A 24073-nucleotide genomic window follows, 5' to 3' on the forward strand; every position below is an offset into this window, starting at 1 on the left:
GCTGAAGATCAACTGTGGGAGCGAGCTTGCTCGCGATGAGGCCAGCCCAAACATCGCAAAAACAAGCTCAGCGCACCACCGGCAAACTCGTCGTCGACTTGATCTCCGACAGCGCCACGATCGAATTCACTTCCTGGATTCCCGGCACCATCGACAGCTTCTCGAAAAAGAAGCGCTCGTAGGCCTCGATGTCCGCCGTGACAATGCGCAGCAAGAAATCCACCGACCCCATCAGCACGTAGCATTCCAATACTTCCGGAAAGCCGCGGATCGCCTCGGTGAACTCGGTAAAATTCGAGCGGCCGTGGGCGTTGAGCTTGATTTCGGCGAAGGTCTGCGTGTTCAGGCCGATTTTCTTACGATCCAGCAACGTCACCTGCCCGCGAATGATCCCTTCTTCCTTCATCCGCTGAATCCGCCGCCAGCATGGCGATTGGGACAAACCTACCCGTTCGGCGATCTGCGCGCTGGAGAGCGAAGCGTCTTCCTGCAACAAGGCCAATATCTTGCGATCAAACCCGTCCAGCTCGCTTTGCATAAAAAATCCCCGATAAGGCCATCACATGGTTTATCCAATTCGCCAGGTTGGCGAATAAGCTTATTTTAGATAAGAAATACCCCCAATCCCATGCAAAGATTTCTCTCCAATCTCAGGAGAAATGCCATGCCCTCTTTGCAAGCCCCCGGCACCGCCGCGCTCCGCGCCGACGTCTGGCACACCGCCAATCCCTATTGTCGCGCCCGCTTTCATTTGCTCGGGGAAGCCGAGGCGGACCTGCCCTGCCGGGTGCTCAACCTGTTCGCCTTGCAGGGCCTTGTTCTGGAAACCGCACGCATCGAACGTCTCGACGAATTGCTCTCGATGGAATGCCTCCTGACCGGGCTGAGCTGGCACCGCGCCCAAGTCATCGCTGAAAAATTGCGTAACCTGATAAGCGTCTGTTCAGTCGACTTGCAAGACGCTGATATCGCGCGCGCCGAGCCGGTGCTGGCGGCAGGTTGAGGGCCTCCAGGCAAGAATTGGAAACGCATTGGTCGGGTAGTGGCCCAACGGTCCGCAGGGTCGGGACTATTCTTTTGCAGAACGAGCCATGACGCCGAAGCGTCTGAATCGCGGCTTTGCTGCAATTGTCCAATAGGAACCCGAACGCCTATGTCCACCAAACACGCCACTCAGGACCGCTGGCTGGACCTCAACGACCTGCTGCGCCAACTGGTTGCCCAAGGCCTCATCAGCCAGGACTCTGCCGAGACTGCGCTCAATGCCCGTCGGCGCCATAACGCCAACAGCCAGCTGCACCCATTGGAATTCATCGCCAACCAGCATCTCGACGACCTCAGCCGTCCCGGCAAGCGCCTGGACCTGGAGAACCTGACGTTGTGGCTGGCCCAGCAGGCCGACCAGCCCTACATGCGCATCGACCCGTTGAAGATCAACGTCGCGGCCGTCACGCCGCTGATGTCCTACGCCTTTGCCCAACGCCACAAGATCCTCGCGGTAGCGGTGGACCGGGACGCCGTGACGGTCGCCAGCGCCCAGCCCTATGTCAGCAGCTGGGAAGCGGACCTGACCCACGTTCTCAAGTTGCCGGTCAAGCGCGTGGTGGCCAACCCTGTGGACATCCAGCGCCTGAGCGTGGAGTTCTATCGGCTGGCCAAGTCGGTCAGCGGCGCGACCACGGTCGACCAGCAACCCAGCAATCTGACCAACTTCGAACAACTGCTCAACCTGGGCGCCAGCGATCAGGAGCCGGATGCCAACGACGCGCATATCGTCAATATCGTCGACTGGCTGTTCCAATACGCCTTCCAGCAACGGGCCAGCGATATCCATATCGAACCGCGCCGCGAGCAAGGCACCGTGCGTTTCCGCATCGACGGCGTGCTGCACACCGTCTATCAATTTCCGCCACAGGTGACGATGGCCATCATCAGCCGGCTCAAGAGCCTGGGCCGGATGAACGTCGCCGAAAAGCGCAAGCCCCAGGACGGCCGCGTGAAGACCAAGACCCCGGACGGCGGCGAGGTGGAGTTGCGACTGTCGACCTTGCCGACCGCGTTCGGCGAGAAAATGGTCATGCGGATCTTCGACCCGGAAGTGCTGCTCAAGGATTTCGACCAGCTCGGCTTCTCTGTCGACGACCTGCGCCGCTGGCAGGACATGACTCGCCAGCCCAACGGCATCATCCTGGTCACGGGCCCCACCGGGTCCGGCAAGACCACGACCCTGTACACCACGCTGAAGAAACTGGCGACGCCTGAAGTGAATCTCTGCACCATCGAAGATCCGATTGAAATGGTCGAGGCGTCCTTCAACCAGATGCAGGTCCAGCACAACATCGAGCTGTCGTTTGCCGCGGGGGTACGCGCATTGATGCGGCAAGACCCGGACATCATCATGATCGGCGAGATCCGCGACCTCGAGACCGCTGAAATGGCGATCCAGGCAGCGCTCACCGGGCACCTCGTGCTCTCGACCCTGCACACCAACGATGCACCGAGCGCCATCAGCCGGCTGCTGGAACTCGGCGTGCCGCATTACCTGATCAAAGCGACGGTGCTCGGCGTCATGGCCCAGCGCCTGGTGCGAACATTGTGCCCGCATTGCAAGGCTCCCCTGACCCTGGACGAAGACGACTGGCAAACCCTGACGCGTCCCTGGCAGGCGCCGTTGCCCACCAATGCCCATCAGGCCGTGGGTTGCTCGGAATGCCGTGACACCGGTTATCGCGGTCGCGCCGGGGTGTACGAGATCATGCAACTGAGCGACAGCGTCAGAGCCTTGATCCATCCCGACACCGACCTGCTTGCCGTGCGCCGCCAGGCGTTCAAGGAAGGCATGCGAAGCCTGCGACTCTCGGGCGCGCAAAAGGTGGCGGCGGGCTTGACCACGGTCGAGGAAGTATTACGAGTGACACCACAGAGCGAGCAGAAGTAGGCACGGTCCGGCTCAGGGACCGGAAACGTCCCACAGACATACCGGAACGGACCGTAGCGAAGATAATGGCCGCTTGCCCTACACTCAGGGTTAGCAGGTCCATTCAATTCGTACAGGGAACCGTCATGCAGATCGGCAGCGTGCTTCTACTCTTCATCGGCCTCGTGGTCGCCATCCTGTTCATGGGGTTCAAAGTGGTGCCCCAGGGTTATCAATGGACGGTCGAGCGGTTCGGCCGCTATACCAATACGCTCAAGCCTGGCCTGAACATCATCATTCCCGTGATGGACCGCATCGGGCGCAAGATCAACGTCATGGAAAGCGTGCTGGACATCCCGCCCCAGGAAGTCATCACCGCCGACAACGCTACAGTGCAGATCGACGCCGTGTGTTTCTTCCAGGTGGTCAATACCGCCCAGGCCGCCTACGAGGTCAACAACCTCGAACACGCCATCCGCAACCTGCTGCAGACCAACATCCGCACGGTGCTGGGCTCCATGGAACTGGACGCCATGTTGAGCCAGCGCGACGGTATCAACGAGAAGTTGCTGCGCACGGTCGACGAAGCCACGGCGCCGTGGGGCATCAAGATCACGCGGATCGAGATCAAGGACATCAGCCCACCGGCCGACCTGATGGCCGCCATGTCGGGGCAGATGAAAGCCGAACGTATCAAGCGTGCACAGATCCTGGAAGCCGAGGGGCTGCGAGCGTCGGCGATTCTTACCGCCGAGGGCAAGAAACAGGCCCAGATCCTCGAAGCCGAGGGCAGCCGCCAGGCCGCGTTCCTTGAATCCGAGGCACGTGAACGCCAGGCGCAAGCCGAAGCCCTCGCCACCCAGGTGGTGTCCCAGGCAATCGCCGACGGTACGTACAGGCCGTGAACTACTTCGTTGCGCAAAAATACATCGATGCGCTGGGGCAGTTGGCCTCGGCCAACAACAGCAAGGTGATCCTGATGCCGCTGGAAGCCAGCCAGGTCATCGGTGCGGTGGGCGGCATTGGCGAAATCGTCAAGGCCACCTTCGACAACAAGAAAGCCTGAGGCGCGTATGTGGCTGTTCCTGCAGCAATTGTCTTATTGGGACTGGCTGGCGCTGGGCGTCATCCTGTTGATACTGGAAGTGTTCGGCGCGGGCGGATACCTGCTGTGGATTGGCATAGCCGCCGCAGCGGTCGGCGTGCTGACGTTCGTCCTGCCGCAATTGGTGTGGGAGATCCAGTTCCTGCTGTTCGGCCTGTTCGCTATCGCGACAGCCCTGTATTGGTGGCGACGCCAGCGCAGCGCCATCCGCCAAAGCGACCAGCCGCACCTGAACCTGCGCGGGCAGGAGCTGATCGGCAAGGTGTTCCAGGTCCACGAGGCGATTGTCGATGGGCGCGGCAAGATCAGGGTGGCCGACGGCGTCTGGTTGGCGAAGGGCCCCGACCTGTCCATTGGCACGCGGGTCAGGGTGGTGGCACAGGAAGGTACGGTATTGACAGTGGAAAGGGCTGACTGACGTGCTATGGAACTGAACCGGGGCAACCGTAATCCAACGTCATAGTTAACCCTGTGGAGTCACCTATCATGCGTCTCAAACTTGCTGTCGCGACCCTGGCCTTGCTTTCTCTCCCCGTGGGCTCGGCAATGGCCGACACGTTTTGGCGTAACGTCATTTCGTCCGGCGCAACCACCGGTTCCACCTACCTGACCTTCAAGGATAACAAGCTGATCGTCGCCGCCCAGGACGACGCCGGCAGCTTCGTCGCCAGTGACGGCGGCATTCGTGGCCCTTACCTGGAAGCGGCCATGCAGAAAGTCCGTGCCGACAACCCTGGCCTGCAAGCCACCGACATGGAACTGGCCAACGCGATCCTGGCGAAGAACGCCATTGCCCAGGAGTGATTCCCGCCCCATGAAAAATGCCGCTCGATCGAGCGGCATTTTTTTTATGGGCAAACAACTGCTGAGCTTCTTTCCTACATCGAACCGGCCAACAACCCCGCCGCTACGATGAAAGTTCACCTGCCCGCGGAGGAAGGCTCTGATACAAACGTGCGAGGCTGGCACTGCAAACTCTATCGATTCGAACTTTACCCACAATGCGAACCGATACTCATGAACAAGCCATGCCTTTCGTTGCTGCTGATCACCGCCGCACTTACCACCACGTCACATGCCGAGGGCCTATACGGCTCGATAAAAATCCTGAGCGTGCAGCAAGATCTTTCCGATGCCCTCCTTACCAGCCCCAGAGTCAACAATCGTGTTGTCAGCCCGACCAGCAGCAAAGACGTTGGCGGATCTGTAGCGGTTGGCTATGGATTCGAAGGCAACTGGCGGCTGGAAACCGAGTATTCACTCAAACAGAATTCGGAGTTCAAGAGTCATTGGGCGCCGTTCGATGCCAACGTCAACAATATGCAAGTTTCGTCCAGCCGCTTGATGATCAACGGGTACAAAAACTTCCCGCTTAACCAACATTTTTCGCTGTACGCCATGGCTGGCCTGGGTGTGGCGTTTATCGATTCCGAGGGTTACCAGTCCAACCCTTCGCGACGATTCGCAAACAACAGCCAGAACAACTTCGCCTATGCACTGGGCGTAGGGGCGGATATCAAGCTCAGCCAGCAACTCACCCTTGGCACTGGTTATCGCTACGTTGACATGGGCGATATCGAAACCGGTTACAACACCTTTGCCAATCGCATCAACGCTCGGGACGAACAGCTCAAGGGCAAATTGCGCGAACAGAACCTCTACGTCGAGGCACGGATGGCGTTCTGATCTGAGACACAAATCAGAACTGCGGTGCACTCTCATAAAAAATGCCGCTCAGTTGAGCGGCATTTTTGGCCCGGTGAGCTCTAGCCAGGTCCGGGTTATTCGCCGATTGCAGCTTTGTAGCCGGCCGCATCAAGCAACTTGTCCAGCTCGGCCTTGTCGCTTGGCTGAAGCTTGAAAATCCAGGCGCCGTACGGATCAGAGTTCAGCAGCTCTGGTGAACCACCCAGCTCTTCGTTGATTGCAATCACTTCTCCCGAAACCGGGGCATAGATATCGGAAGCGGCCTTGACCGATTCCACCACGCCGGCTTGATCGCCTGCAGCAAAAACTTTACCGACTTCAGTCAGCTCGACAAACACCACGTCGCCCAACGCTTCCTGTGCATGGTCGCTGATGCCCACGGTGACGGTACCGTCGGCTTCCAGGCGTGCCCACTCGTGGCTTTCGGCAAATCGCAGTTCGGCAGGGATATCGCTCATAATTCTGTGTCCTCAAGAAAAAGTGTCAGCGGCCGGCGGCCCGCCGTAAAAAATCAGATCAGGGTTTTGCCATGGCGGACGAAGGTCGGCTTGACCACTCGTACCGGGTACCACTTGCCACGAATTTCCACCTCGGCACGGTCGGCGGTAGCCATCGGAACGCGTGCCAGGGCAATCGACTTGCTAAGCGTAGGAGAAAAACTACCACTGGTGATCTCTCCTTCGCCAACATTGGCGATACGGACCACTTGGTGGGCGCGCAATACACCGCGCTCTTCCAGCACCAACCCCACCAGTTTGTGCTGCACGCCGGCGGCAAGTTCAGCCTCCAGCGCCGCGCGACCGATGAACTGACGGCTCGCCGGTTCCCAGGCAATGCTCCAGGCCATGTTCGAGGCCAACGGTGAAATATCCTGGTGGATGTCCTGGCCGTAGAGGTTCATGCCGGCTTCCAGGCGCAAGGTATCGCGGGCGCCGAGTCCGATGGGAGGAATACCGGCACCCACCAGGTCGTTGAAGAAACTCGGGGCCTCACGGGCCGGCAGAACAATTTCCAGGCCGTCTTCTCCGGTATAGCCGGTACGGGCAATGAACCAATCACCGTCGGCGCGCCCTTCGAAGGGCTTGAGTTGCTGGATCAACTGGCCGCGTGGTTGCGTAACCAGCTCGGCAATCTTGTGCCGGGCCTGGGGGCCTTGGATAGCCAGCATCGCCAGTTCGGCACGCTCGTGCAGCTGCACTGCGTAATCGCCGAGTTGCGCTTGCATCCAGGCCAGGTCCTGGTCGCGTGTCGAGGCGTTGAACACCAACCGGTAACCGTCCTCGACACGATAGATGATCATGTCGTCGACAATGCCGCCGCGCTCGTTGAGCATCGTGCTGTACAACGCGCGACCAGTGTCCTGCAAGCGATCGACGTCGTTGGCCAGCAGGCGCTGCAGCCAGGCTTTGGCCTGGGGGCCGGCTACATCGATCACGGTCATGTGGGATACATCGAATACACCGCAGTCGCGACGCACCTGATGGTGCTCTTCAACTTGCGATCCATAGTGCAAGGGCATATCCCAACCGCCAAAATCGACCATTTTCGCGCCGAGAGCGAGATGAAGGTCATACAGAGGCGTACGCTGTCCCATGGGTTTCTCCTTCCGGGCTTGGCGAAGGTGCGGATGGGTACTGCCACAGCCCGAACGCCTGAAAAAAGAATTTTCCGACGCTCCTAGCTACCCGGTCCGACAGACGGACCGCACCGAATGCCGCGCATTGTATCCGCATGATCCAAGGCTGGCACCTAGGCGTGTGCTCTATTCACTCAGAACGCGTCGATGGGCCGAACGCCGTATCAATCCGATGACTGGCAGCAGCCCCACCAGCACCAGGCTCAGCGCCGGCAGGGCGGCCCGCGCCCACTCCCCTTCGCTGGTCATTTCAAAGATCCGCACCGCCAGCGTGTCCCAGCCAAACGGGCGCATCAGCAAAGTCGCCGGCATTTCCTTGAGCACATCGACGAATACCAGCAGCGCGGCGCTCAGGGTGCCAGGGAGCAGCAACGGCAGATACACTTTGAAAAACAGTCGCGGCCCACTCACCCCGAGACTTCGTGCGGCTTCGGGCAACGACGGGCGAATACGCGCCAGGCTGCTTTCCAACGGGCCGTAGGCCACGGCCAGGAAACGCACCAGGTACGCCAGCAACAGCGCCGACAAACTGCCCAGCAGCAACGGCTTGCCCGCGCCTCCGAGCAGTGTCGACAGCGGGATGACCAGCTCGCGATCCAGATAACTGAACGCAAGCATGATCGATACCGCCAGCACCGAACCGGGCAAGGCGTAGCCCAGGTTCGCCAGACCGACACCGGCGCGGATCGACCGGGTCGGCGCCAGACGTCGAGCGAAGGCAAGCAGCAAGGCGACGCAAACCGTGACAAGTGCCGCGAGTCCGCCCAGGTAGAGGGTATGGAGAATCAACCCGGCGTAACGCTCATCCAGGTCGAAACGACCGCGCTGCCAAAACCAGACCACCAATTGCATGAGCGGAATGACAAACGCACAGGCGAAAACCAGTAGGCACCAGCCGCTGGCCGCCACCGCCTTGAGTCCTCGCAAGTGGTATAGCGCCTGGGCTCGCGGTCGCTCGTTGCCGGCCCGCTGGGCGCCCCGGGCGCGGCGTTCGCCGTAGAGGACCACCATGACCGTCAACAACAGGAGACTGGCCAGCTGGGCTGCGCTGGAAAGGCTGAAAAACCCGTACCAGGTCTTGTAGATGGCCGTGGTGAAGGTGTCGAAGTTGAACACTGATACCGCACCGAAGTCCGCCAGGGTTTCCATCAGCGCCAGCGCCACGCCGGCGCCGATTGCCGGCCTGGCCATCGGCAGCGCCACACGCCAGAACGCCTGCCAAGGCGATTGTCCGAGCACCCGCGCCGCTTCCATCAGGCCCTTGCCTTGCGCCAGGAAAGCGCTTCGCGCCAGCAGGTAGACATAGGGGTAGAACACCAGGACCAGCACCAGGATCACACCGCCAGTGGAACGCACCCGAGGCAGGCGCAGGCCACTGCCAAACCATTCGCGCAGCAACGTTTGCACCGGACCGGCAAAGTCCAGCAGGCCTACGAAGACAAATGCCAATACATAGGCAGGCACCGCGAACGGCAGCATCAGCGCCCAGTCGAGCCATCGACGGCCGGGAAATTCGCAAAGGCTCGTGAGCCAGGCCAGGCTCACGCCCAGCAGCGTCACCCCGACACCTACACCAAAGATCAGCGTGAGGGTGTTACCCAACAGGCGTGGCATCTGGGTGTCCCACAAATGGGACCAGATTTGTAGATCAATGCTCTGCCAGGACAGCAGCAGCACGCTCAAGGGCAACAAGACTAGCGCAGCGACGGCGAAGACCAGGGGATACCAGCGGCGTTGGGCGGGGTGGGTCAAGGAAAGTTCTCGTTCGCGTCATTACTGACAAAGGGCTCATGTGGCAAGGGAGCTTGCTCCTGCTGGGCTACGAAATAGCCCCAACGATCCGGATCATGCCCCGTCAGATAGACCCGGTCGATAGTTGGGGAGGGCTTCGCCCTGGAGCGCCAGCCCGATCCCGCGGGAGCAAGCTCCCTCGCCACACTTCATCGATGGACTGAGCAATCGCGTCTCAATTCCAGCCAGCACGGTCCATCATGCGGATGGCTTCGGCCTGGCGCTTACCGGCCACTTCCACTGGCAAGGTATCGGCCTTGAACTTGCCCCAGGCAGCGACTTCCTTGGAGGGTTCCACTTTTGGATTCGCCGGAAACTCCTGGTTCACGTCAGCAAAGATGCTTTGCGCTTCAGGCGTGGTCATCCATTCCACCAACTTCTTCGCGGCTTCCGGGTGCGGCGCGTGCTTGGTCAGGCCGATGCCCGAGAGGTTGATGTGCACGCCCCGATCGGCCTGGTTCGGCCAGAACAACTTGACCTTCAGGTCCGGCTTCTGCTGGTGCAGGCGACCGTAGTAATAGGTGTTGACGATGCCGACATCACACTGGCCGGCATTGATCGCTTCAAGCAGCGCAGTGTCGTCGGAGAACACGTCGGTGGAGAGGTTCTTGACCCAACCCTTGAGGATTTCCTCGGTTTTTTCCGCGCCGTGGGTTTCGATCAGCGTCGCGGTCAGGGACTGGTTGTAGACTTTCTTCGACGTCCGCAGGCACAGGCGGCCTTCCCACTCCTTGCCCGCCAGCGCCTCATAAGTGGTCAACTCACCCGGTTTGACCCGGTCAGTGGAATAGGCGATTGTCCGCGCCCGCAGGCTCAGGCCAGTCCAGGCATGGGAGGACGCGCGATATTGAGGCGGGATGTTGGCGTCGATGACCGACGAGGTGAAGGGCTGCAGGATTCCCATCTGCTCGGCCTGCCAGAGGTTCCCGGCGTCCACGGTGAGCAACAGGTCGGCGGTGGCGTTTTCACCTTCGGCCTTGATCCGCTGCATCAACGGCGCTTCCTTGTCGGTAATGAACTTCACCGCTACGCCGGTCTTCTTGGTATACGCGTCGAAAACCGGTTTGATCAATTCATCGATGCGCGAGGAATAGACCACCACCTCATCGGCGGCCTGGGCCGTGGTAGTGCCAATCAGGGCCAAGGCGAGGGCGGACAGCAGGCGTTTTGTGGCCGACATGGTGGCGATCTCTCGATTGTGAACGGAGCGCAAATGATAAGGACTCACATTTAGCACCACAATCGAACAGTGGGCAGACACGTTTCCAAATGTTGCAGCGGTGGGGTCGAGGTAGCGGTTCCGGCCTCATCGCGAGCAGGCTCGCTCCCACATTGACTTGCTTTCACATAACCTGTGGGAGCGAGCCTGCTCGCGATGAGGTCATGAGCCCCGACACACCTCTCAGGCCCTGGCCAGCTCCGGCAAATCCCCGGTCAACCCCAGCGCCTCGCGCACGAACAACGCCTTGGCTTCAGGCAGGCGGTCCACCAACTTCAGACCGGCGTTGCGCAACCAGCGAACCGGCAACGGATCAGCCTGGAACAACCGCTCGAAACCTTCCATCGCCGCCATCAACGCCAGGTTGTGGGGCATGCGGCGGCGCTCGTAGCGGCTCAATACCTTCACGTCAGCCAAACGTTCGCCACGCCCGGCCGCTTGCAGCAGCACTTCGGCCAGCACGGCGGCATCCAGCAAGCCCAGGTTCACGCCCTGCCCGGCCAGCGGATGGATGGTGTGGGCCGCATCACCGATCAGTGCCAGCCCTTCGGCCACATAGCGCTTGGCATGGCGCTGGCGCAGTGGCACGCACAAGCGCGGGTCGGCGCTCAGTACCGTGCCGAGCTGGCCTTCGAAGGCACGCTCCAGCTCGTTGCAAAACGCAGTGTCATCAAGAGCCATCAAGCGCTGCGCTTCATCGGGAGTGGTGGACCAGACGATCGAACACCAGTCTTCCTGACCCTCGCGGGCCAGTGGCAGAAACGCCAGCGGGCCGTTGTCGGTGAAACGCTGCCAAGCCGTCGTCCGATGAGGACGGGCGCTACGCACGCTGGTGACAATAGCGTGGTGCAGGTAATCCCACTCCCGCGTGGCCACCCCGGTCAGGCGACGCACGGCTGAATTCGCGCCGTCGGCGGCAATCACCAGCGGCGCGCGCAAGGTACGGCCGTCGGCCAGCGTCAGCAGCCAGTCATCACCTGAGCGGCGCATCTGCTCCAGGCGCGCGTTGGCAAGCAGGCCTAAATCACAATCGTGCAGTCGGTCCAGCAGCGCGTCCTGGACGACGCGGTTTTCAACGATATGCCCCAGCACGTCGGCATGCAGACTGGCGGCGGAAAAGTGAATCTGCCCAGTGCCGCTGCCATCCCAGACGTGCATGTCGGTGTATGGGCTGGCCCGTCGGCCGGTGATCCCGTCCCAGACACCCAGGCGTTCGAGGATCCGTTGGCTGGCTGCCGACAGAGCACTGACCCGTGGCTCGAATGCGGCCTGGGCATCAAAGGGCTTGACGCTCATCGGGCTGCCGTCGAGCAGCAGCACTTGCAGGCCACTGCCCTGCAACGCCAGCGCCAGGGCGCTGCCGACCATGCCGGCACCGACAATCAACAGATCTGCACGCAATTCCATGCTTTAAGCCTGTGTTGCTGGCGACATCAGCCGCCGGTGAAAGGAATGATCCATATCAAGCATCAGGGCGTGTTCCCAAACCCATGGCCTGACGGGCGAACCAGCGCTTGGCGGGCGGCAGCAGGTCCAGGCCCAGCAGGCCGAGATTACGGCCCAGGGACACCAGCGGCAGATCGCTGCTGAACAGCCGCGTCACCCCGTCGGAGAAGCCCACGGTCAAGGCCTGATCCATCCGCTGACGCTCGCGATAGGCTTGCAATACGGTGAAGTCGCCGGGCGTGCTGTCGCTCTCAAGCAAGGTATCGGCCAAGGCCTGGGCGTCACGCAGGGACAGGTTGAAGCCTTGCCCGGCAATCGGATGCAAGCTGTGGGCAGCATTGCCCAGGATGGCCAGGTGCGGACGCACCTGTTCCTCGGCTTCCACCAGCGCCAATGGATAAAGATGACGCGCGCCTACTTGCTTCAGCGTGCCCAGGCGATAGCCGAACACATTCTGCAATTCACTGAGGAAGCTGCGCTCGTCAAGGGCTGCGAGTCGTTGCGCATCCATGCCCTGGCGAGTCCAGACCAATGCACAGCGATTTTCCGGCAGCGGCAACAACGCCATCGGGCCGTCATCGGTGAAGCGCTCGAAAGCCATGCCGTTGTGCGCTTCGCTGGGCGTGATGTTGGCAATCAAGGCGCTCTGGTCGTAGGGACGATTGCGCACCCCGACCCCCATCTGCTCCCGCAGGCCGGAGCGACCGCCGTCGGCCAATACCGCGAGGTCGCATTCCACAACAGTTTCGTCGTCCAGCGTCAGGCGATAGCCCGCGATTTGCGGCTCCATCCGAGCGACCTGCGCGGGGCAGCGCCAACTGACGACATCCTTGTCCAGGCCTTGCCACAGGCATTGGCCGAGCCAGGCATTCTCCACGACGTAGCCAAGGGCCGGCACGCCCTCCTCCATGGCCGACAACCGCGCCGTCGAAAACCGCCCGCGGTCGGACACGTGGATCTGCTTGATCGGCTCGGCCCGGCGGGAAACTTCCTGCCACAGGCCCAAGCGTTGATAAATTTGCCGCGCGCCGAACGAAAGCGCCGACGAGCGCGCATCGTAGCTCGGCTGCCAGGCGTCACCGGGAGCGAAGGGCTCGATCAGCATGATCTTCCAACCCCGTGCCTTGGCACCGGCTTGCAGCGCCAGCGCCAGGCTCGCGCCGACCAGGCCGCCACCGATGATTGCAACGTTGACCCGGTTCATGCCGCTTGTGTCCGTGCGGTGGCCATCAAGGCCTCGATTTCGGCGACCGTCTTCGGTACGCCGCGGGTCAGGATTTCACAACCGGTCTTGGTCACTACCACGTCATCCTCGATGCGCACGCCAATGCCGCGCCATTTCTTCGCTACGCTGCGATTGTCCGGGGCAATGTAAATGCCCGGCTCGACGGTCAAAGTCATTCCGACCTCCAGCACTCGCCACTCGCCACCCACGCGGTATTCGCCCACATCATGTACATCCATCCCCAGCCAGTGGCCGGCGCGGTGCATGTAGAACGCCCGGTGGGCTTCGCTTGCGATCAGTTCGTCCACTTCGCCTTCCAGCAGCCCCAGGCGGACCAGCCCCTCGGTAATTACCCTGACGGTCGCCTCGTGGGCCTGGTTCCAATGTTTGTTCGGCGCGATTTGCGCAAATGCGGCTTCCTGGGCCGCCAGCACTACTTCGTAGATCGCCTTCTGCTCGGCGGAAAACTTCCCGCTGACCGGCCAGGTGCGGGTGATATCGCTGGCATAACAATCGATTTCGCACCCGGCATCGATCAACACCAGGTCGCCATCCTTGAGCACGGCATCATTTTGCTGGTAATGCAAAATGCAGCTGTTGCGCCCCGCCGCGACGATGGAACCGTACGCCGGCATCTTTGCCCCGCCCTTGCGAAACTCATAATCGAGCTCGGCTTCCAGGCTGTACTCATACAGCCCTGGCCGCGCCGCCTGCATTGCCCGGATATGCGCCTGGGCGGAAATCCGCGCCGCTTCGCGCATCACTTTCACTTCCGCCGCCGATTTATACAGGCGCATGTCGTGCAGCAGATGATCCAGGGCAACGAATTCGTTCGGCGGCTGGGCACCGAGGTGGGCCTTGGAGCGGATCACGTTGATCCACTCCATCAGGTGCCGGTCGAACTCCGGGTTGCTGCCCATGGCCGAGTACACCCGGTCGCGGCCTTCGATCAGCCCCGGCAGGATATCGTCGATGTCGGTGATGGGGAACGCGTCGTCGGCGCCATAGTCACGGATCGCTCCCTCCTGGCCGGCACGCAGGCCATCCCACATTTCCCGCTCGGCATTGCGCTCGCGGCAGAAGAGGATGTATTCGCCATGGGCCCGGCCGGGCATCAGCACGATGACGGCCTGCGGCTCGGGAAAGCCGCTCAGGTATTGGAAATCACTGTCCTGGCGATAGACATGCTCGACGTCGCGGTTGCGGATCGCAACGGCGGCGGCGGGCAGGATTGCGATACTGTTGGGCTCCATCTGCGCCATCAGGGCCTTGCGGCGACGGCTGTATTCCGACTTCGGGATATGAATCATGGGCAGACGGTGTTCCCTTTCAAGCGATCAGTGCAAGGACGGTTTGGCGGCCGGTTCAGCGGTCTTCTTGGTCTCGGTGAACAGGAGCAGAGGCGCGACCCGCAGGTACTCCATCACTTCCATATAGTCGCTTTCGCCGTCGTCGGACTCTTCCAGGGCATCCTGTACCTGGGAGATCGCCGCCAGGTCTTGCAGGACTTCCTTCGCTTCATCGCTCAGGGCGTATTCGCGGCGGGTCAGGCCGAAACCGGCGAGAAAGCCCTGGCACCACTGGCCCAGCGCAGCGGCGCGCTCGCTCAGCGGCGCATCGTCAGTCGGCAGCAGCAGGACGACGGTCATGTCATCGCTGGTCAGCTCGCCCTTGACCATTTCCTGCAGGCCGATGAGCGCATTACGCACGTTGTCCGCCGGCTCGCCTTCGAGCAGCTCGGCGGCGTCGGCCAACCAGCCGTCGGCCTCGAAGCCGGCGCCGGCGCAGCTGCGGCCAAGCAACAGGCCGTGGAGTTCGGCGGGCGAGACAGGATGACCGCTGGTGCTCAGCAGGGTGGCGAACGCTTGATACGGGGAATTCTGAATGGGCATGGGCAGCTAGGCGCCAGACGGCGCTATGTCTAGAATGGAGGCCTTGTATCCTACATCGACAGACTCGCCAAGACCATTAAAGGCTGTGCGACCTTTATCCCCCATCAGACACAATCTTCAGTGGACACAATGGAAGACACCGACCTGCAAGCGCTGATGGCCAGACTCGAGCTGCTAATTGAACGGGTCGAGCAACTTAAGAGCCAAAACGGACTCCTATTAGCTCAGGAAAAAACCTGGCGCGAGGAACGCGCGCACCTCATTGAAAAAAACGAAATCGCCCGGCGTAAGGTCGAATCGATGATTTCGCGCCTCAAGGCCCTGGAGCAAGACTCATGAGTTCAAGCAATAGCGTTACCGTGCAGATCCTCGATAAAGAATATTCGATCATCTGCCCCCAGGAAGAGCGTAGCAACCTGGTGAGTGCCGCCCGTTACCTGGACGGCAAGATGCGCGAGATCCGCAGCAGCGGCAAAGTCATCGGCGCCGATCGCATCGCCGTGATGGCCGCCTTGAACATCACCCACGACCTGCTGCACCGCCAGGATACGCCGGACGTACAGGTCAGCGGCTCGACCCGCGAACAAGTCCGCGACCTGCTGGATCGAGTGGATTTGGTACTGGCCACCGATCCGGACGTCAGCAAGGGCTGATTCGCGAGGCTGCCTGGGGTATACTTGCGTCACTCCCTGGGGTGCTTGCCAGTTGGTGATGTCCCTGAGCCGATACGCACAACCACGGGGGTTGCACGTTGGGGCCGGTGTGCATGTCCGCTTGACGGAAAGCCTTAACGCCTCCTGCAACTTCCACCTTGAACTTTCGGGTTCAAGGGCTAAGCCGACAGCGGTTCATCCGGGGAGCCTGATTCTCGAAACAATGCCAGTCATCATGACTGGCATTGTCGTTTCTGGCGTTTGGCATTTCTGGCGCTGTTGTTTGCGGTTACGCTGTTTCGATGCCACCGCCTCGGAAACCTCGATATGACCGAACCTGCGTTGCCGACCCGCCCGCAACTTCGCCGCCTGCTGCGCCAGGCGCGTCGCTCCCTGACCCCGGCCCAGCAACGGGACGCCGCCCAAGGCCTCTACAGGCAACTGGCCCAGCACCCGCTGTTTCGCCGCGCGCGACACATCGCCCTGTACCTGCCCAACGACGGCGAGATCGATCCACGCCTGCTACTGCGCGCGGCCCAGCGTCGGGGCAAGGCGACGTACCTGCCGGTGCTCAGCCCATGGCCGCAGACGAAAATGGTTTTCCAGCGAATCCATCCCGGCGAGAAGATGCAGCCCAATCGCTTTCGCATCCCGGAACCACGCAAGAATATAGCCCGGCAACGCAAGGTCTGGACGTTGGACCTGGTGCTGTTGCCGCTGGTCGGGTTTGACGATGCCGGGGGTCGGCTGGGCATGGGCGGGGGATTCTACGATCGCAGCCTGGCGTATCTGTCGCGCCGCAAACAATGGCGCAAGCCGACCTTGCTGGGGCTGGCCCACGAATGCCAACGGGTCGAGCGATTGGTACAGGCAAGCTGGGACGTGCCGCTGCAAGGAACAGTCAGCGACAGGCGTTGGTACATCGCATGATAGGCGCCACCGGAATCAGCGGCGCCTGAAAGAAAGCGCTCAGCGCTTGAGCGATGGGGCAGGCTGGGCGATGTTCATCGGAACATCGTTCTTGCTGCTCCACAAGCTCTGGGCGTAACCCGTGGTCACGACACCCAGGCCGAACAGAATGACCAGTATCCACAACAAATCCGGTTTGCGTTTCATCGATTGCCCCCCTCAAGGCATATCACACACGATGACAGCAGCGGTTTTCTTATTGGCCGTGCAGCAGCGTCAAGCTTGGAAGGCCGGCATTTTGCGATAACCCGGACCCACACGCAAACTCTGGCGTCAACCGACTGTCGGTTTGTCATAAAATCGCTGAACTATTTTTAACTATATCGCCCAGGAGTAGAAATCATGGCTTATTGGCTGATGAAATCCGAGCCCGACGAATTGTCCATCCAGGGCTTGGAAAAGCTCGGCCAAGCTCGCTGGGACGGAGTTCGCAACTATCAGGCACGCAATTTCCTGCGCGCCATGGCAGAAGGCGATTTATTTTTTTTCTATCACTCCAGCTGCCCGGAGCCTGGCATCGCGGGCACCGGAAAAATCATCAAGGCTGCCTACCCCGATCCCACGGCGCTGGAGCCTGACAGCCACTACTTCGACGCCAAGGCCAGCCTTGAGAAAAACCCCTGGACCGCGATCGACGTGGCCCATGTCGAAACGTTCCGCCACGTCCTCAAGCTCGACCACCTCAAGCAACAGACCGCCCTGGCAGAAATGCCGCTGGTGCAGAAAGGCTCGCGACTGTCAGTGATGCCGGTGACGGCGGAGCAATGGGCGGCGGTGATTGCTCTCAAGCCTTGAGTGATTCGCTGTCCGGTAGGCCACCATCGCGAGCAAGCTCGCTCCCACAGGGAATCTCGGTTGCTCACTGTTCACTGCAGATCCACTGTGGAAGCGAGCCTGCTCGCGAAAGGGCCCGCCTGGTTACCACAAGACTTATTGAATGATCAGGTTGTTGAACAACAGATCCTCAACCATCGGCTTGCCGGTCTCGTCGTTCATCACTTGCTGGGTCTGCTTCAACGCTTCCTGACGCAGCTTTTCCTTGGCTTCAAGGTTGTTCATGGTCTCGGTCGTCTGCTGAGCGAACAGCGCCACCAACTGGTTGCGAATCAACGGCTCGTTCGCTTTCACCGCCGCAGCGGCGGCATCGCCGGTCACGCGCAAGGCGACGTCAGCCTTGTAGACCTTCAGCTTGGTCGTACCATCCAGCCCATAGTTGCCCACGAACGGCGGGCTCAACGTGATGTAACTGACCTTGGGTGCCTCGCCTTCCTTGCTCTCTTCGGCCATCGCCGCCACAGGCAGCGACAGGGCCAGCATCAACATCATCCACGCTTTCACATTCCACTCCTCATCCGGTTTGCGGCCCAGCATACCGACCCGCCGTCCAAGCACAAGCTTATGGCTGGCTATCAGGGCGGGGCATGCTCGTTGACCCGTTGACTCTCACACCTACACTTATCGGCCATCACTCCCAAAGGAATAGCCCTGATGAAAGCCGTGCTGTGCAAAGAATTCGGTCCCGCCGAATCGCTGGTGCTGGAAGACGTCGCCAGCCCTGTCGCAAAGAAGAATGAAGTGTTGCTGGATGTGCACGCCGCCGGGGTGAATTTTCCTGACACGCTGATCATCGAGGGCAAATACCAGTTCAAGCCGCCCTTCCCGTTTTCCCCGGGTGGCGAAGCGGCCGGGGTCATCAGCGAAGTAGGGGAAAAGGTCAGCCACCTGAAAGTCGGTGATCGGGTCATGGCCCTGACCGGCTGGGGCAGCTTCGCCGAGCAAGTAGCGGTACCGGGCTACAACGTGCTGCCGATTCCCTCCGCCATGGATTTCAACACCGCGGCCGCGTTCAGCATGACCTACGGCACGTCGATGCACGCCCTCAAGCAGCGCGCCAACCTGAAGCCCGGAGAAACCCTGCTGGTGCTCGGTGCCTCCGGCGGGGTCGGCCTGGCGGCGGTGGAAATCGGCAAGGCCATGGGTGCGAGAGTCATCGCGGCCGCCAGCAGCGCGGAAAAACTCGCCGTGGCAAAGGCCGCCGGTGCTGACGAGTTGATCAACTACAACGAAACCAGCCTGAAGGACGAAATCAAGCGCCTCACCGACGGCCAAGGCGCCGATGTCATCTACGACCCGGTGGGCGGCGACCTGTTCGACCAGGCCGTGCGCGCCATCGCCTGGAACGGCCGGTTGTTGGTGGTTGGCTTTGCCAGCGGGCGCATTCCCGAGCTGCCGGTGAACCTGGCCTTGCTCAAGGGCGCCTCGGTGGTCGGTGTGTTCTGGGGCTCCTTCGCCCAGCGCCAGCCCCAGGACAACGCCGCCAACTTCCAGCAGCTGTTCGGCTGGTTCGCCGAAGGCAAGCTCAAGCCGCTGGTGTCGCAGGTCTACCCGCTGGACGATGCCGCCCAGGCGATCAATGACTTGGGGCAGCGCAAGGCGGTCGGCAAGGTGGTGGTGCAGGTTCGCTGATTGGCTGCGATTCTCTTTCAACTGTACCGGGTCGAAGCCCTACGACCCGGCTTCGCCATTCCCGCAACGCCCTTCATTTATATCTGAGCGACATGTTCATAAAAGAACATGCCAAATCCAGCATTTCCACTGTTTTGCTGATTCGAACCAATGCTATTTTCGGTAACGAAACTGTAACATTCGCATCCGCAGCCAAAACAAGAATTCTGGAGCACTTGAATGTTTGCTTTCTTTCGACCCACCGCACATCAGGCAACGCTGCCTGAAGAAAAAATAGACAGCACCTACCGACGCCTTCGCTGGCAAATCTTCGCGGGGATTTTCATCGGCTATGCCGGTTACTACCTGCTGCGCAAAAACTTCTCCCTGGCCATGCCCTACCTCATCGACGAGGGCTACACCCGTGGCCAACTCGGCCTGGCCATGTCGGCCATCGCGATTGCCTATGGCTTATCGAAGTTCTTGATGGGCCTGGTGTCCGACCGCTCGAACCCCCGCTATTTCCTGCCATTCGGCTTGCTGGTATCAGCCGGCGTGATGTTCATTTTCGGTTTTGCGCCCTGGGCGACGTCCAGCGTGACGATCATGTTCATCCTGCTGTTCATCAACGGCTGGGCACAAGGCATGGGCTGGCCGCCGAGCGGACGGACCATGGTGCACTGGTGGTCGCAAAAGGAACGCGGCGGCGTGGTGTCGGTGTGGAACGTGGCGCACAACGTCGGCGGCGGCCTTATCGGCCCGTTGTTCCTGCTGGGCATGGGCTGGTTCAATGACTGGCATGCGGCATTCTATGTGCCCGCTACCGTAGCACTTGCCGTTGCGGTGTTTGCCTTCGCGACCATGCGCGACACCCCGCAATCGGTGGGCCTGCCGCCGATCGAGAAGTACAAGGACGATTATCCGGAAGGCTACGACGACAGCCACGAAAAGGAATTCAGCGCCAAGGAAATTTTCGTCAAGTACGTGCTGCGCAACAAGATGCTCTGGTACATCGCCATGGCTAACGTCTTCGTCTACCTGCTGCGCTACGGGGTGCTGGACTGGGCGCCGACCTACCTGAAGGAAGCCAAGGGCTTCACCGTGGACAAAAGCTCCTGGGCCTACTTCTTCTACGAATGGGCCGGTATCCCCGGCACGCTGCTGTGTGGCTGGATGTCGGACAAGATCTTCCGTGGCAATCGTGGCCTGACCGGCATGGTATTCATGGCCCTGGTGACCGTGGCCACCCTGGTGTACTGGCTGAACCCGGCCGGCAACCCGACCGTCGATATGATTGCCCTGGTATCCATCGGCTTCCTGATCTATGGCCCAGTCATGCTGATCGGCTTGCAGGCATTGGAACTGGCGCCGAAAAAAGCCGCCGGCACCGCCGCCGGTTTCACCGGCCTGTTCGGGTACCTGGGTGGTTCGGTCGCGGCCAGCGCCGCCATGGGCTATACCGTCGACCATTTCGGCTGGGACGGCGGTTTTGTACTGCTGGTCGGCGCTTGTCTGCTGGCGATGGCGTTCCTTGCGCCAACCTTGTGGCACAAGCAGATCGCCAGTCAGAGCCGCGAAGCGGTCGCCTGATCCCACATTGATTGGCAGCGCTTGAGCCGCGCCTCCAGGTTCCGGTCTGGCATGGCGTGGCTGCGCAGGGCGTGTACGGTCTGCTCGACATAATCGCGAGTAGTGCCGTAACGCCCACAGGCGCTTTCAAAGACCTGGCTCAGCACATGGTCCGGCAAGTTGCCGGCATAGCTCGGCAGGTGTCGCTCCAACACAAAACCCAAGGCTTGCACCCGGCTGCCATCCTCGAGACGGCAACTGAGCCAGTGCGGGCGATAGGACGGCACCGGCATTTCCCGCTGCCACAACGCGAACAGCGAATCCTCGAGGTTTTCCTCCGGCAGCCGGTAGGCAAAACCGCTGCACGAACCGCCGCGATCCAGTCCGAACACCAACCCTGGCAACTCCGGAGTGCCGCGATGTTCGTGGGACCACAGGTATAAACCGCGATGGTAGCCATGGACCCGACCGCGCACGCGCTCCACCGCCGTGCATTCCGGCCGCCAGATCAATGAACCGTACGCGAACAACCAGACCGGACCGCCCTGGTGGAGACTCATGGTCAATCGCATCGAGGCGAGTAGTTGTTCATGGGTCAGCTGCGCACCCAGCTCGAGTCGTGGCGGGTACAGGGCGCAGGTAATGGCGGATTCGATAGCGGTCATGGCCGTTAGCGGTTGGCTTCTCAGAAAATAAAGGGACGCCAGTGTGCTGACGTTCGTGAGGAGCGACGCAAGTTAAATGCCAGCCCGACGCTATATACGTTATCGGTATCTGGCCGGCCAACTAAATACCGAAACGCAATATATGAAGTTATATCGAGGGCGGTCAGGGCTTTTGTGGCGAGGGAGCTTGCTCCCGCTCGGTTGCGCAGCGACCGCCTCTTTTGGGACTGCTTCGCCCGAGGCGTCGGACCGGTCCAGCGGGAGCAAGCTCCCTCGCCACAACGGCACAGCTCAAGGCTCGGTTGGGTCAAGCCCTTGGCGCATACGCAAACACATCGGCGCGCATCTGGTGAGCGTCCATGCCGGCTTCCACCAGGGCGTCGAGGGTGGCATAGATCATGGCCGGCGAGCCGCTGGCGTAGACGTGCACACCAGAAAGGTCGCTGATGTCCTCACACACCGCCTCATGGAGCATCCCGCAGCGCCCTTCCCAGCCACACAAGTCGCTGACGACTTTATGCAGGAACAGGTTCGGCAGTTTTTTCCATTCGTCCCAATGCTCGATTTCGTAGAAATCTTCCGGTCGCCGTACGCCCCAATACAGGTGCACCGGGTGCTTGAAGCCCGCCGCGCGGCAATGCTCGATCAGGCTGTGCATCTGCGCCATGCCGGTCCCGGCGGCGATCAGCACGAGCGGACCGTCAGGAAGCTCGGACAGGTGGGTGTCGCCAAACGGCATCTCGATGCGCACATTGGGGTTGCGCTGCAGTTGCTCCAAGAGCTTTTGCGCACTGCTTTCGCGCACCAGCACGTGTAGTTGCAGGTCACGCCCCGAGTGCGGCGCCGAAGCGAGGGAGAAGGCTGATTTTTCACCGTTGTCGCGCTCGATCAACAGGTATTGCCCGGCGTGGTAGCGCGGCGGTTTGCCCGCTGGCGCGCGCAAGCGTACCCGCCAGACGTCGCCGCCCACGTCGACGCACTCGATTACCTGGCACGCCAGGTTGCGCACCGGCAGCTCGCCCGGTGCCAACACGCCATCCCACAACACCACGCAGTCCTCCAGCGGCTCGGCGATGCACGTGAAGATCTCGCCATGGTCACGCACTTCACCGGCCTGCTCCACGCGACCTTCCACCAACAATGCGCCACAGACATGGCAGTTGCCATTACGACAGCTTTGGGGGCAGTCGTAGCCCAGGCGCCGCGCGCCGTCGAGAATCCGCTCGGCCGGCTGTATCTCCAGCACCGCGCCGGAAGGCTGCAAGGTTACACGCATCAATCTATTCCTAACTGATTCCAAATGGCATCGATCCGTTGGGTAACGGCTTCATCCTTGACGATAACCCGACCCCACTCGCGGGTGGTTTCACCGGGCCATTTATGCGTGGCATCGAGCCCCATCTTCGACCCGAGGCCGGATACCGGCGAGGCGAAGTCGAGGTAGTCGATCGGCGTGTTCTCGATCATCACCGTGTCGCGCTTGGGGTCCATGCGCGTTGTGATGGCCCAGATCACGTCGTTCCAATCCCGTGCGTTGATATCGTCGTCGGTGACGATAACGAACTTGGTGTACATGAACTGTCGTAAAAACGACCAGACGCCCAGCATCACTCGCTTGGCGTGCCCAGGATACGACTTCTTCATCGTCACCACGGCCATGCGATAGGAACAACCTTCGGGCGGCAAGTAGAAATCGGTGATTTCCGGAAACTGCTTCTGCAGGATCGGCACGAACACTTCGTTCAGCGCCACGCCAAGAATCGCCGGCTCATCAGGCGGACGACCGGTGTAGGTGCTGTGGTAGATCGGCTTGATCCGGTGAGTGATGCGCTCGACAGTGAACACCGGGAAGCTGTCTACCTCGTTGTAATAACCGGTGTGATCGCCGTAGGGACCTTCATCGGCCATTTCGCCGGGGTGGATCACGCCTTCAAGGATGATTTCTGCGGTGGCCGGCACTTGCAAATCGTTGCCCCGGCACTTCACCAGCTCCGTACGGTTGCCGCGCAGCAGGCCGGCAAACGCATATTCGGAGAGGCTGTCGGGCACGGGCGTGACAGCGCCGAGGATGGTCGCCGGATCGGCGCCCAAAGCGACCGACACCGGGAATGGCTGGCCGGGATGCTTTTCGCACCACTCCCGATAATCCAGCGCGCCGCCCCGATGGCTCAGCCAGCGCATGATGACCTTGTTGCGGCCAATCACCTGCTGACGGTAGATACCCAGGTTCTGACGGTCCTTGTTCGGGCCTTTGGTGACGGTCAGGCCCCAGGTGATCAGCGGCCCGACGTCGCCCGGCCAGCAGGTCTGCACCGGAAGCATGGCCAGGTCGACATCGTCACCCTCGATCACCACTTCCTGGCAGACCGCGTCCTTGACCACCTTCGGCGCCATGGAAATGATCTTGCGGAAAATCGGCAGCTTGGACCAAGCGTCCTTCAGCCCTTTCGGCGGCTCGGGCTCCTTGAGGAACGCCAGCAGCTTGCCAATCTCGCGCAGCTCGCTGACCGCCTCGGCGCCCATGCCCAGGGCCACGCGCTCCGGCGTGCCAAACAGGTTGCCCAGCACCGGAATGTCATAACCCGTGGGGTTTTCAAACAGCAGCGCCGGGCCTTTTGCGCGCAGGGTGCGGTCGCAGACCTCGGTCATTTCCAGGACGGGTGACACCGGCACCTGGATGCGCTTGAGTTCGCCGCGCTGTTCCAGACCGCTGATAAAGTCGCGCAAGTCGCGATACTGCATGCAAAAGCCTCATGGTGTCCGTGGCGTTCGGGGGCCCGAGTTTAACGCCGCCCGTCCAGAATAGTGAATGCACGGACAGCAAAAAGCCGGGT

General features: G+C 61.0%; 25 protein-coding genes, 1 other RNA gene and 1 pseudogene. 13 read left to right on the forward strand and 14 right to left on the reverse strand.

What is annotated here, in order from left to right:
* Nucleotides 1-67: 67 nt before the first annotated feature.
* Nucleotides 68-538 (reverse strand): Lrp/AsnC family transcriptional regulator, encoded by a 471-nt coding sequence (locus ACLK1G_RS08860; RefSeq protein ID WP_420765094.1) that lies wholly within the window; start codon nucleotides 536-538, stop codon nucleotides 68-70.
* Nucleotides 539-664: 126 nt separating this feature from the next.
* Between ACLK1G_RS08860 and ACLK1G_RS08865 the strand changes: the two genes are divergently transcribed.
* The 6 genes and pseudogenes from ACLK1G_RS08865 to ACLK1G_RS08890 all read left to right on the forward strand — a co-directional run bounded on the left by ACLK1G_RS08865 (nucleotide 665) and on the right by ACLK1G_RS08890 (nucleotide 5708).
* On the forward strand, nucleotides 665-1003 hold the full coding sequence (locus ACLK1G_RS08865) for a hypothetical protein (protein WP_420765095.1): 339 nt from the start codon (nucleotides 665-667) through the stop codon (nucleotides 1001-1003).
* A gap of 150 nt (nucleotides 1004-1153) precedes the next feature.
* Nucleotides 1154-2938, forward strand: a complete 1785-nt coding sequence (gene tfpB, locus ACLK1G_RS08870) for a type IV pilus assembly ATPase TfpB (RefSeq protein WP_420765096.1) — start codon at nucleotides 1154-1156, stop codon at nucleotides 2936-2938.
* A gap of 125 nt (nucleotides 2939-3063) precedes the next feature.
* Nucleotides 3064-3983: pseudogene (locus ACLK1G_RS08875) on the forward strand (SPFH domain-containing protein).
* Nucleotides 3984-3990: 7 nt separating this feature from the next.
* On the forward strand, nucleotides 3991-4440 hold the full coding sequence (locus tag ACLK1G_RS08880) for an NfeD family protein (RefSeq protein WP_420765097.1): 450 nt from the start codon (nucleotides 3991-3993) through the stop codon (nucleotides 4438-4440).
* Nucleotides 4441-4508: 68 nt separating this feature from the next.
* Nucleotides 4509-4826, forward strand: a complete 318-nt coding sequence (locus ACLK1G_RS08885; RefSeq protein WP_186633889.1) for a DUF2388 domain-containing protein — start codon at nucleotides 4509-4511, stop codon at nucleotides 4824-4826.
* A gap of 213 nt (nucleotides 4827-5039) precedes the next feature.
* The gene (locus ACLK1G_RS08890; RefSeq protein WP_420765098.1) at nucleotides 5040-5708 is read left to right on the forward strand and encodes an outer membrane protein; all 669 of its coding nucleotides are present in this window, start codon (nucleotides 5040-5042) and stop codon (nucleotides 5706-5708) included.
* A gap of 95 nt (nucleotides 5709-5803) precedes the next feature.
* Here ACLK1G_RS08890 and gcvH read toward each other — a convergent pair whose 3' ends face one another.
* The 8 genes from gcvH to ACLK1G_RS08930 form a co-directional block, all read right to left on the reverse strand.
* Complete coding sequence (gene gcvH / locus ACLK1G_RS08895) at nucleotides 5804-6187, reverse strand: glycine cleavage system protein GcvH (protein ID WP_420765099.1); 384 nt, start codon at nucleotides 6185-6187, stop codon at nucleotides 5804-5806.
* Between the two features lie 53 nt (nucleotides 6188-6240).
* Entirely contained in the window at nucleotides 6241-7323 is a 1083-nt protein-coding gene (gene gcvT, locus ACLK1G_RS08900) for a glycine cleavage system aminomethyltransferase GcvT (RefSeq protein WP_420765100.1), read from the reverse strand.
* A gap of 168 nt (nucleotides 7324-7491) precedes the next feature.
* Nucleotides 7492-9117, reverse strand: a complete 1626-nt coding sequence (locus ACLK1G_RS08905) for an ABC transporter permease (protein WP_420765101.1) — start codon at nucleotides 9115-9117, stop codon at nucleotides 7492-7494.
* Between the two features lie 214 nt (nucleotides 9118-9331).
* The gene (locus tag ACLK1G_RS08910) at nucleotides 9332-10336 is read right to left on the reverse strand and encodes an extracellular solute-binding protein (protein ID WP_420765102.1); all 1005 of its coding nucleotides are present in this window, start codon (nucleotides 10334-10336) and stop codon (nucleotides 9332-9334) included.
* 222 nt (nucleotides 10337-10558) lie between these two features.
* Nucleotides 10559-11776 carry a 2-octaprenyl-3-methyl-6-methoxy-1,4-benzoquinol hydroxylase gene (locus ACLK1G_RS08915; RefSeq protein ID WP_420765175.1) on the reverse strand — a complete coding sequence of 406 codons (1218 nt, stop codon included), beginning with the start codon at nucleotides 11774-11776 and terminating at the stop codon, nucleotides 10559-10561.
* A gap of 61 nt (nucleotides 11777-11837) precedes the next feature.
* Entirely contained in the window at nucleotides 11838-13025 is a 1188-nt protein-coding gene (gene ubiH / locus ACLK1G_RS08920) for a 2-octaprenyl-6-methoxyphenyl hydroxylase (protein WP_420765103.1), read from the reverse strand.
* Nucleotides 13022-14356 (reverse strand): Xaa-Pro aminopeptidase, encoded by a 1335-nt coding sequence (gene pepP / locus ACLK1G_RS08925; protein WP_420765104.1) that lies wholly within the window; start codon nucleotides 14354-14356, stop codon nucleotides 13022-13024. The genes ubiH and pepP overlap by 4 nt, the downstream gene beginning before the upstream one ends.
* 27 nt (nucleotides 14357-14383) lie before the next feature.
* Nucleotides 14384-14938 (reverse strand): YecA/YgfB family protein, encoded by a 555-nt coding sequence (locus ACLK1G_RS08930; protein WP_420765105.1) that lies wholly within the window; start codon nucleotides 14936-14938, stop codon nucleotides 14384-14386.
* Nucleotides 14939-15067: 129 nt separating this feature from the next.
* On the opposite strand from ACLK1G_RS08930, the gene ACLK1G_RS08935 reads away from it, so the two are divergent.
* From ACLK1G_RS08935 to ACLK1G_RS08950, 4 genes are all read left to right on the forward strand, one after another.
* On the forward strand, nucleotides 15068-15277 hold the full coding sequence (locus ACLK1G_RS08935; RefSeq protein ID WP_030138125.1) for a TIGR02449 family protein: 210 nt from the start codon (nucleotides 15068-15070) through the stop codon (nucleotides 15275-15277).
* Nucleotides 15274-15591 (forward strand): cell division protein ZapA, encoded by a 318-nt coding sequence (locus tag ACLK1G_RS08940; protein WP_039590276.1) that lies wholly within the window; start codon nucleotides 15274-15276, stop codon nucleotides 15589-15591. The genes ACLK1G_RS08935 and ACLK1G_RS08940 overlap by 4 nt, the downstream gene beginning before the upstream one ends.
* Before the next feature lie 30 nt (nucleotides 15592-15621).
* Nucleotides 15622-15801: non-coding RNA, 6S RNA (ssrS, locus tag ACLK1G_RS08945), on the forward strand.
* A gap of 117 nt (nucleotides 15802-15918) precedes the next feature.
* Entirely contained in the window at nucleotides 15919-16521 is a 603-nt protein-coding gene (locus ACLK1G_RS08950; protein WP_420765106.1) for a 5-formyltetrahydrofolate cyclo-ligase, read from the forward strand.
* A 39-nt stretch (nucleotides 16522-16560) separates the two neighbouring features.
* Here ACLK1G_RS08950 and ACLK1G_RS08955 read toward each other — a convergent pair whose 3' ends face one another.
* A complete protein-coding gene (locus ACLK1G_RS08955; RefSeq protein ID WP_420765107.1) occupies nucleotides 16561-16707 on the reverse strand; it encodes a hypothetical protein in 147 nt (48 codons plus the stop codon).
* 195 nt (nucleotides 16708-16902) lie between these two features.
* Here ACLK1G_RS08955 and ACLK1G_RS08960 point away from each other — a divergent pair, with 195 nt between their 5' ends.
* Nucleotides 16903-17355, forward strand: coding sequence for an EVE domain-containing protein (locus ACLK1G_RS08960; RefSeq protein WP_420765108.1), 453 nt, complete (start codon nucleotides 16903-16905; stop codon nucleotides 17353-17355).
* Between the two features lie 135 nt (nucleotides 17356-17490).
* Here the strand turns inward: ACLK1G_RS08960 and ACLK1G_RS08965 are convergent, their stop codons facing one another.
* Nucleotides 17491-17898, reverse strand: a complete 408-nt coding sequence (locus ACLK1G_RS08965) for a flagellar basal body-associated protein FliL (protein ID WP_420765109.1) — start codon at nucleotides 17896-17898, stop codon at nucleotides 17491-17493.
* Nucleotides 17899-18048: 150 nt separating this feature from the next.
* Here ACLK1G_RS08965 and ACLK1G_RS08970 point away from each other — a divergent pair, with 150 nt between their 5' ends.
* Nucleotides 18049-19026, forward strand: a complete 978-nt coding sequence (locus ACLK1G_RS08970; protein ID WP_420765110.1) for an NADPH:quinone oxidoreductase family protein — start codon at nucleotides 18049-18051, stop codon at nucleotides 19024-19026.
* A 219-nt stretch (nucleotides 19027-19245) separates the two neighbouring features.
* Entirely contained in the window at nucleotides 19246-20595 is a 1350-nt protein-coding gene (gene glpT, locus ACLK1G_RS08975) for a glycerol-3-phosphate transporter (protein WP_420765111.1), read from the forward strand.
* On the opposite strand, the gene ACLK1G_RS08980 is transcribed toward glpT, so the two are convergent.
* From ACLK1G_RS08980 to ubiD, 3 genes are all read right to left on the reverse strand, one after another.
* Complete coding sequence (locus ACLK1G_RS08980; RefSeq protein ID WP_420765112.1) at nucleotides 20571-21239, reverse strand: gamma-glutamylcyclotransferase; 669 nt, start codon at nucleotides 21237-21239, stop codon at nucleotides 20571-20573. The genes glpT and ACLK1G_RS08980 overlap by 25 nt on opposite strands.
* Before the next feature lie 307 nt (nucleotides 21240-21546).
* Nucleotides 21547-22515, reverse strand: a complete 969-nt coding sequence (locus ACLK1G_RS08985; RefSeq protein WP_420765113.1) for a CDP-6-deoxy-delta-3,4-glucoseen reductase — start codon at nucleotides 22513-22515, stop codon at nucleotides 21547-21549.
* Complete coding sequence (ubiD, locus tag ACLK1G_RS08990) at nucleotides 22515-23981, reverse strand: 4-hydroxy-3-polyprenylbenzoate decarboxylase (RefSeq protein WP_420765114.1); 1467 nt, start codon at nucleotides 23979-23981, stop codon at nucleotides 22515-22517. Before ubiD ends, ACLK1G_RS08985 begins: the two co-directional genes overlap by 1 nt.
* Nucleotides 23982-24073: the final 92 nt, after the last annotated feature.

Source organism: Pseudomonas algeriensis, from assembly GCF_048847255.1.
Lineage (GTDB): Bacteria > Pseudomonadota > Gammaproteobacteria > Pseudomonadales > Pseudomonadaceae > Aquipseudomonas.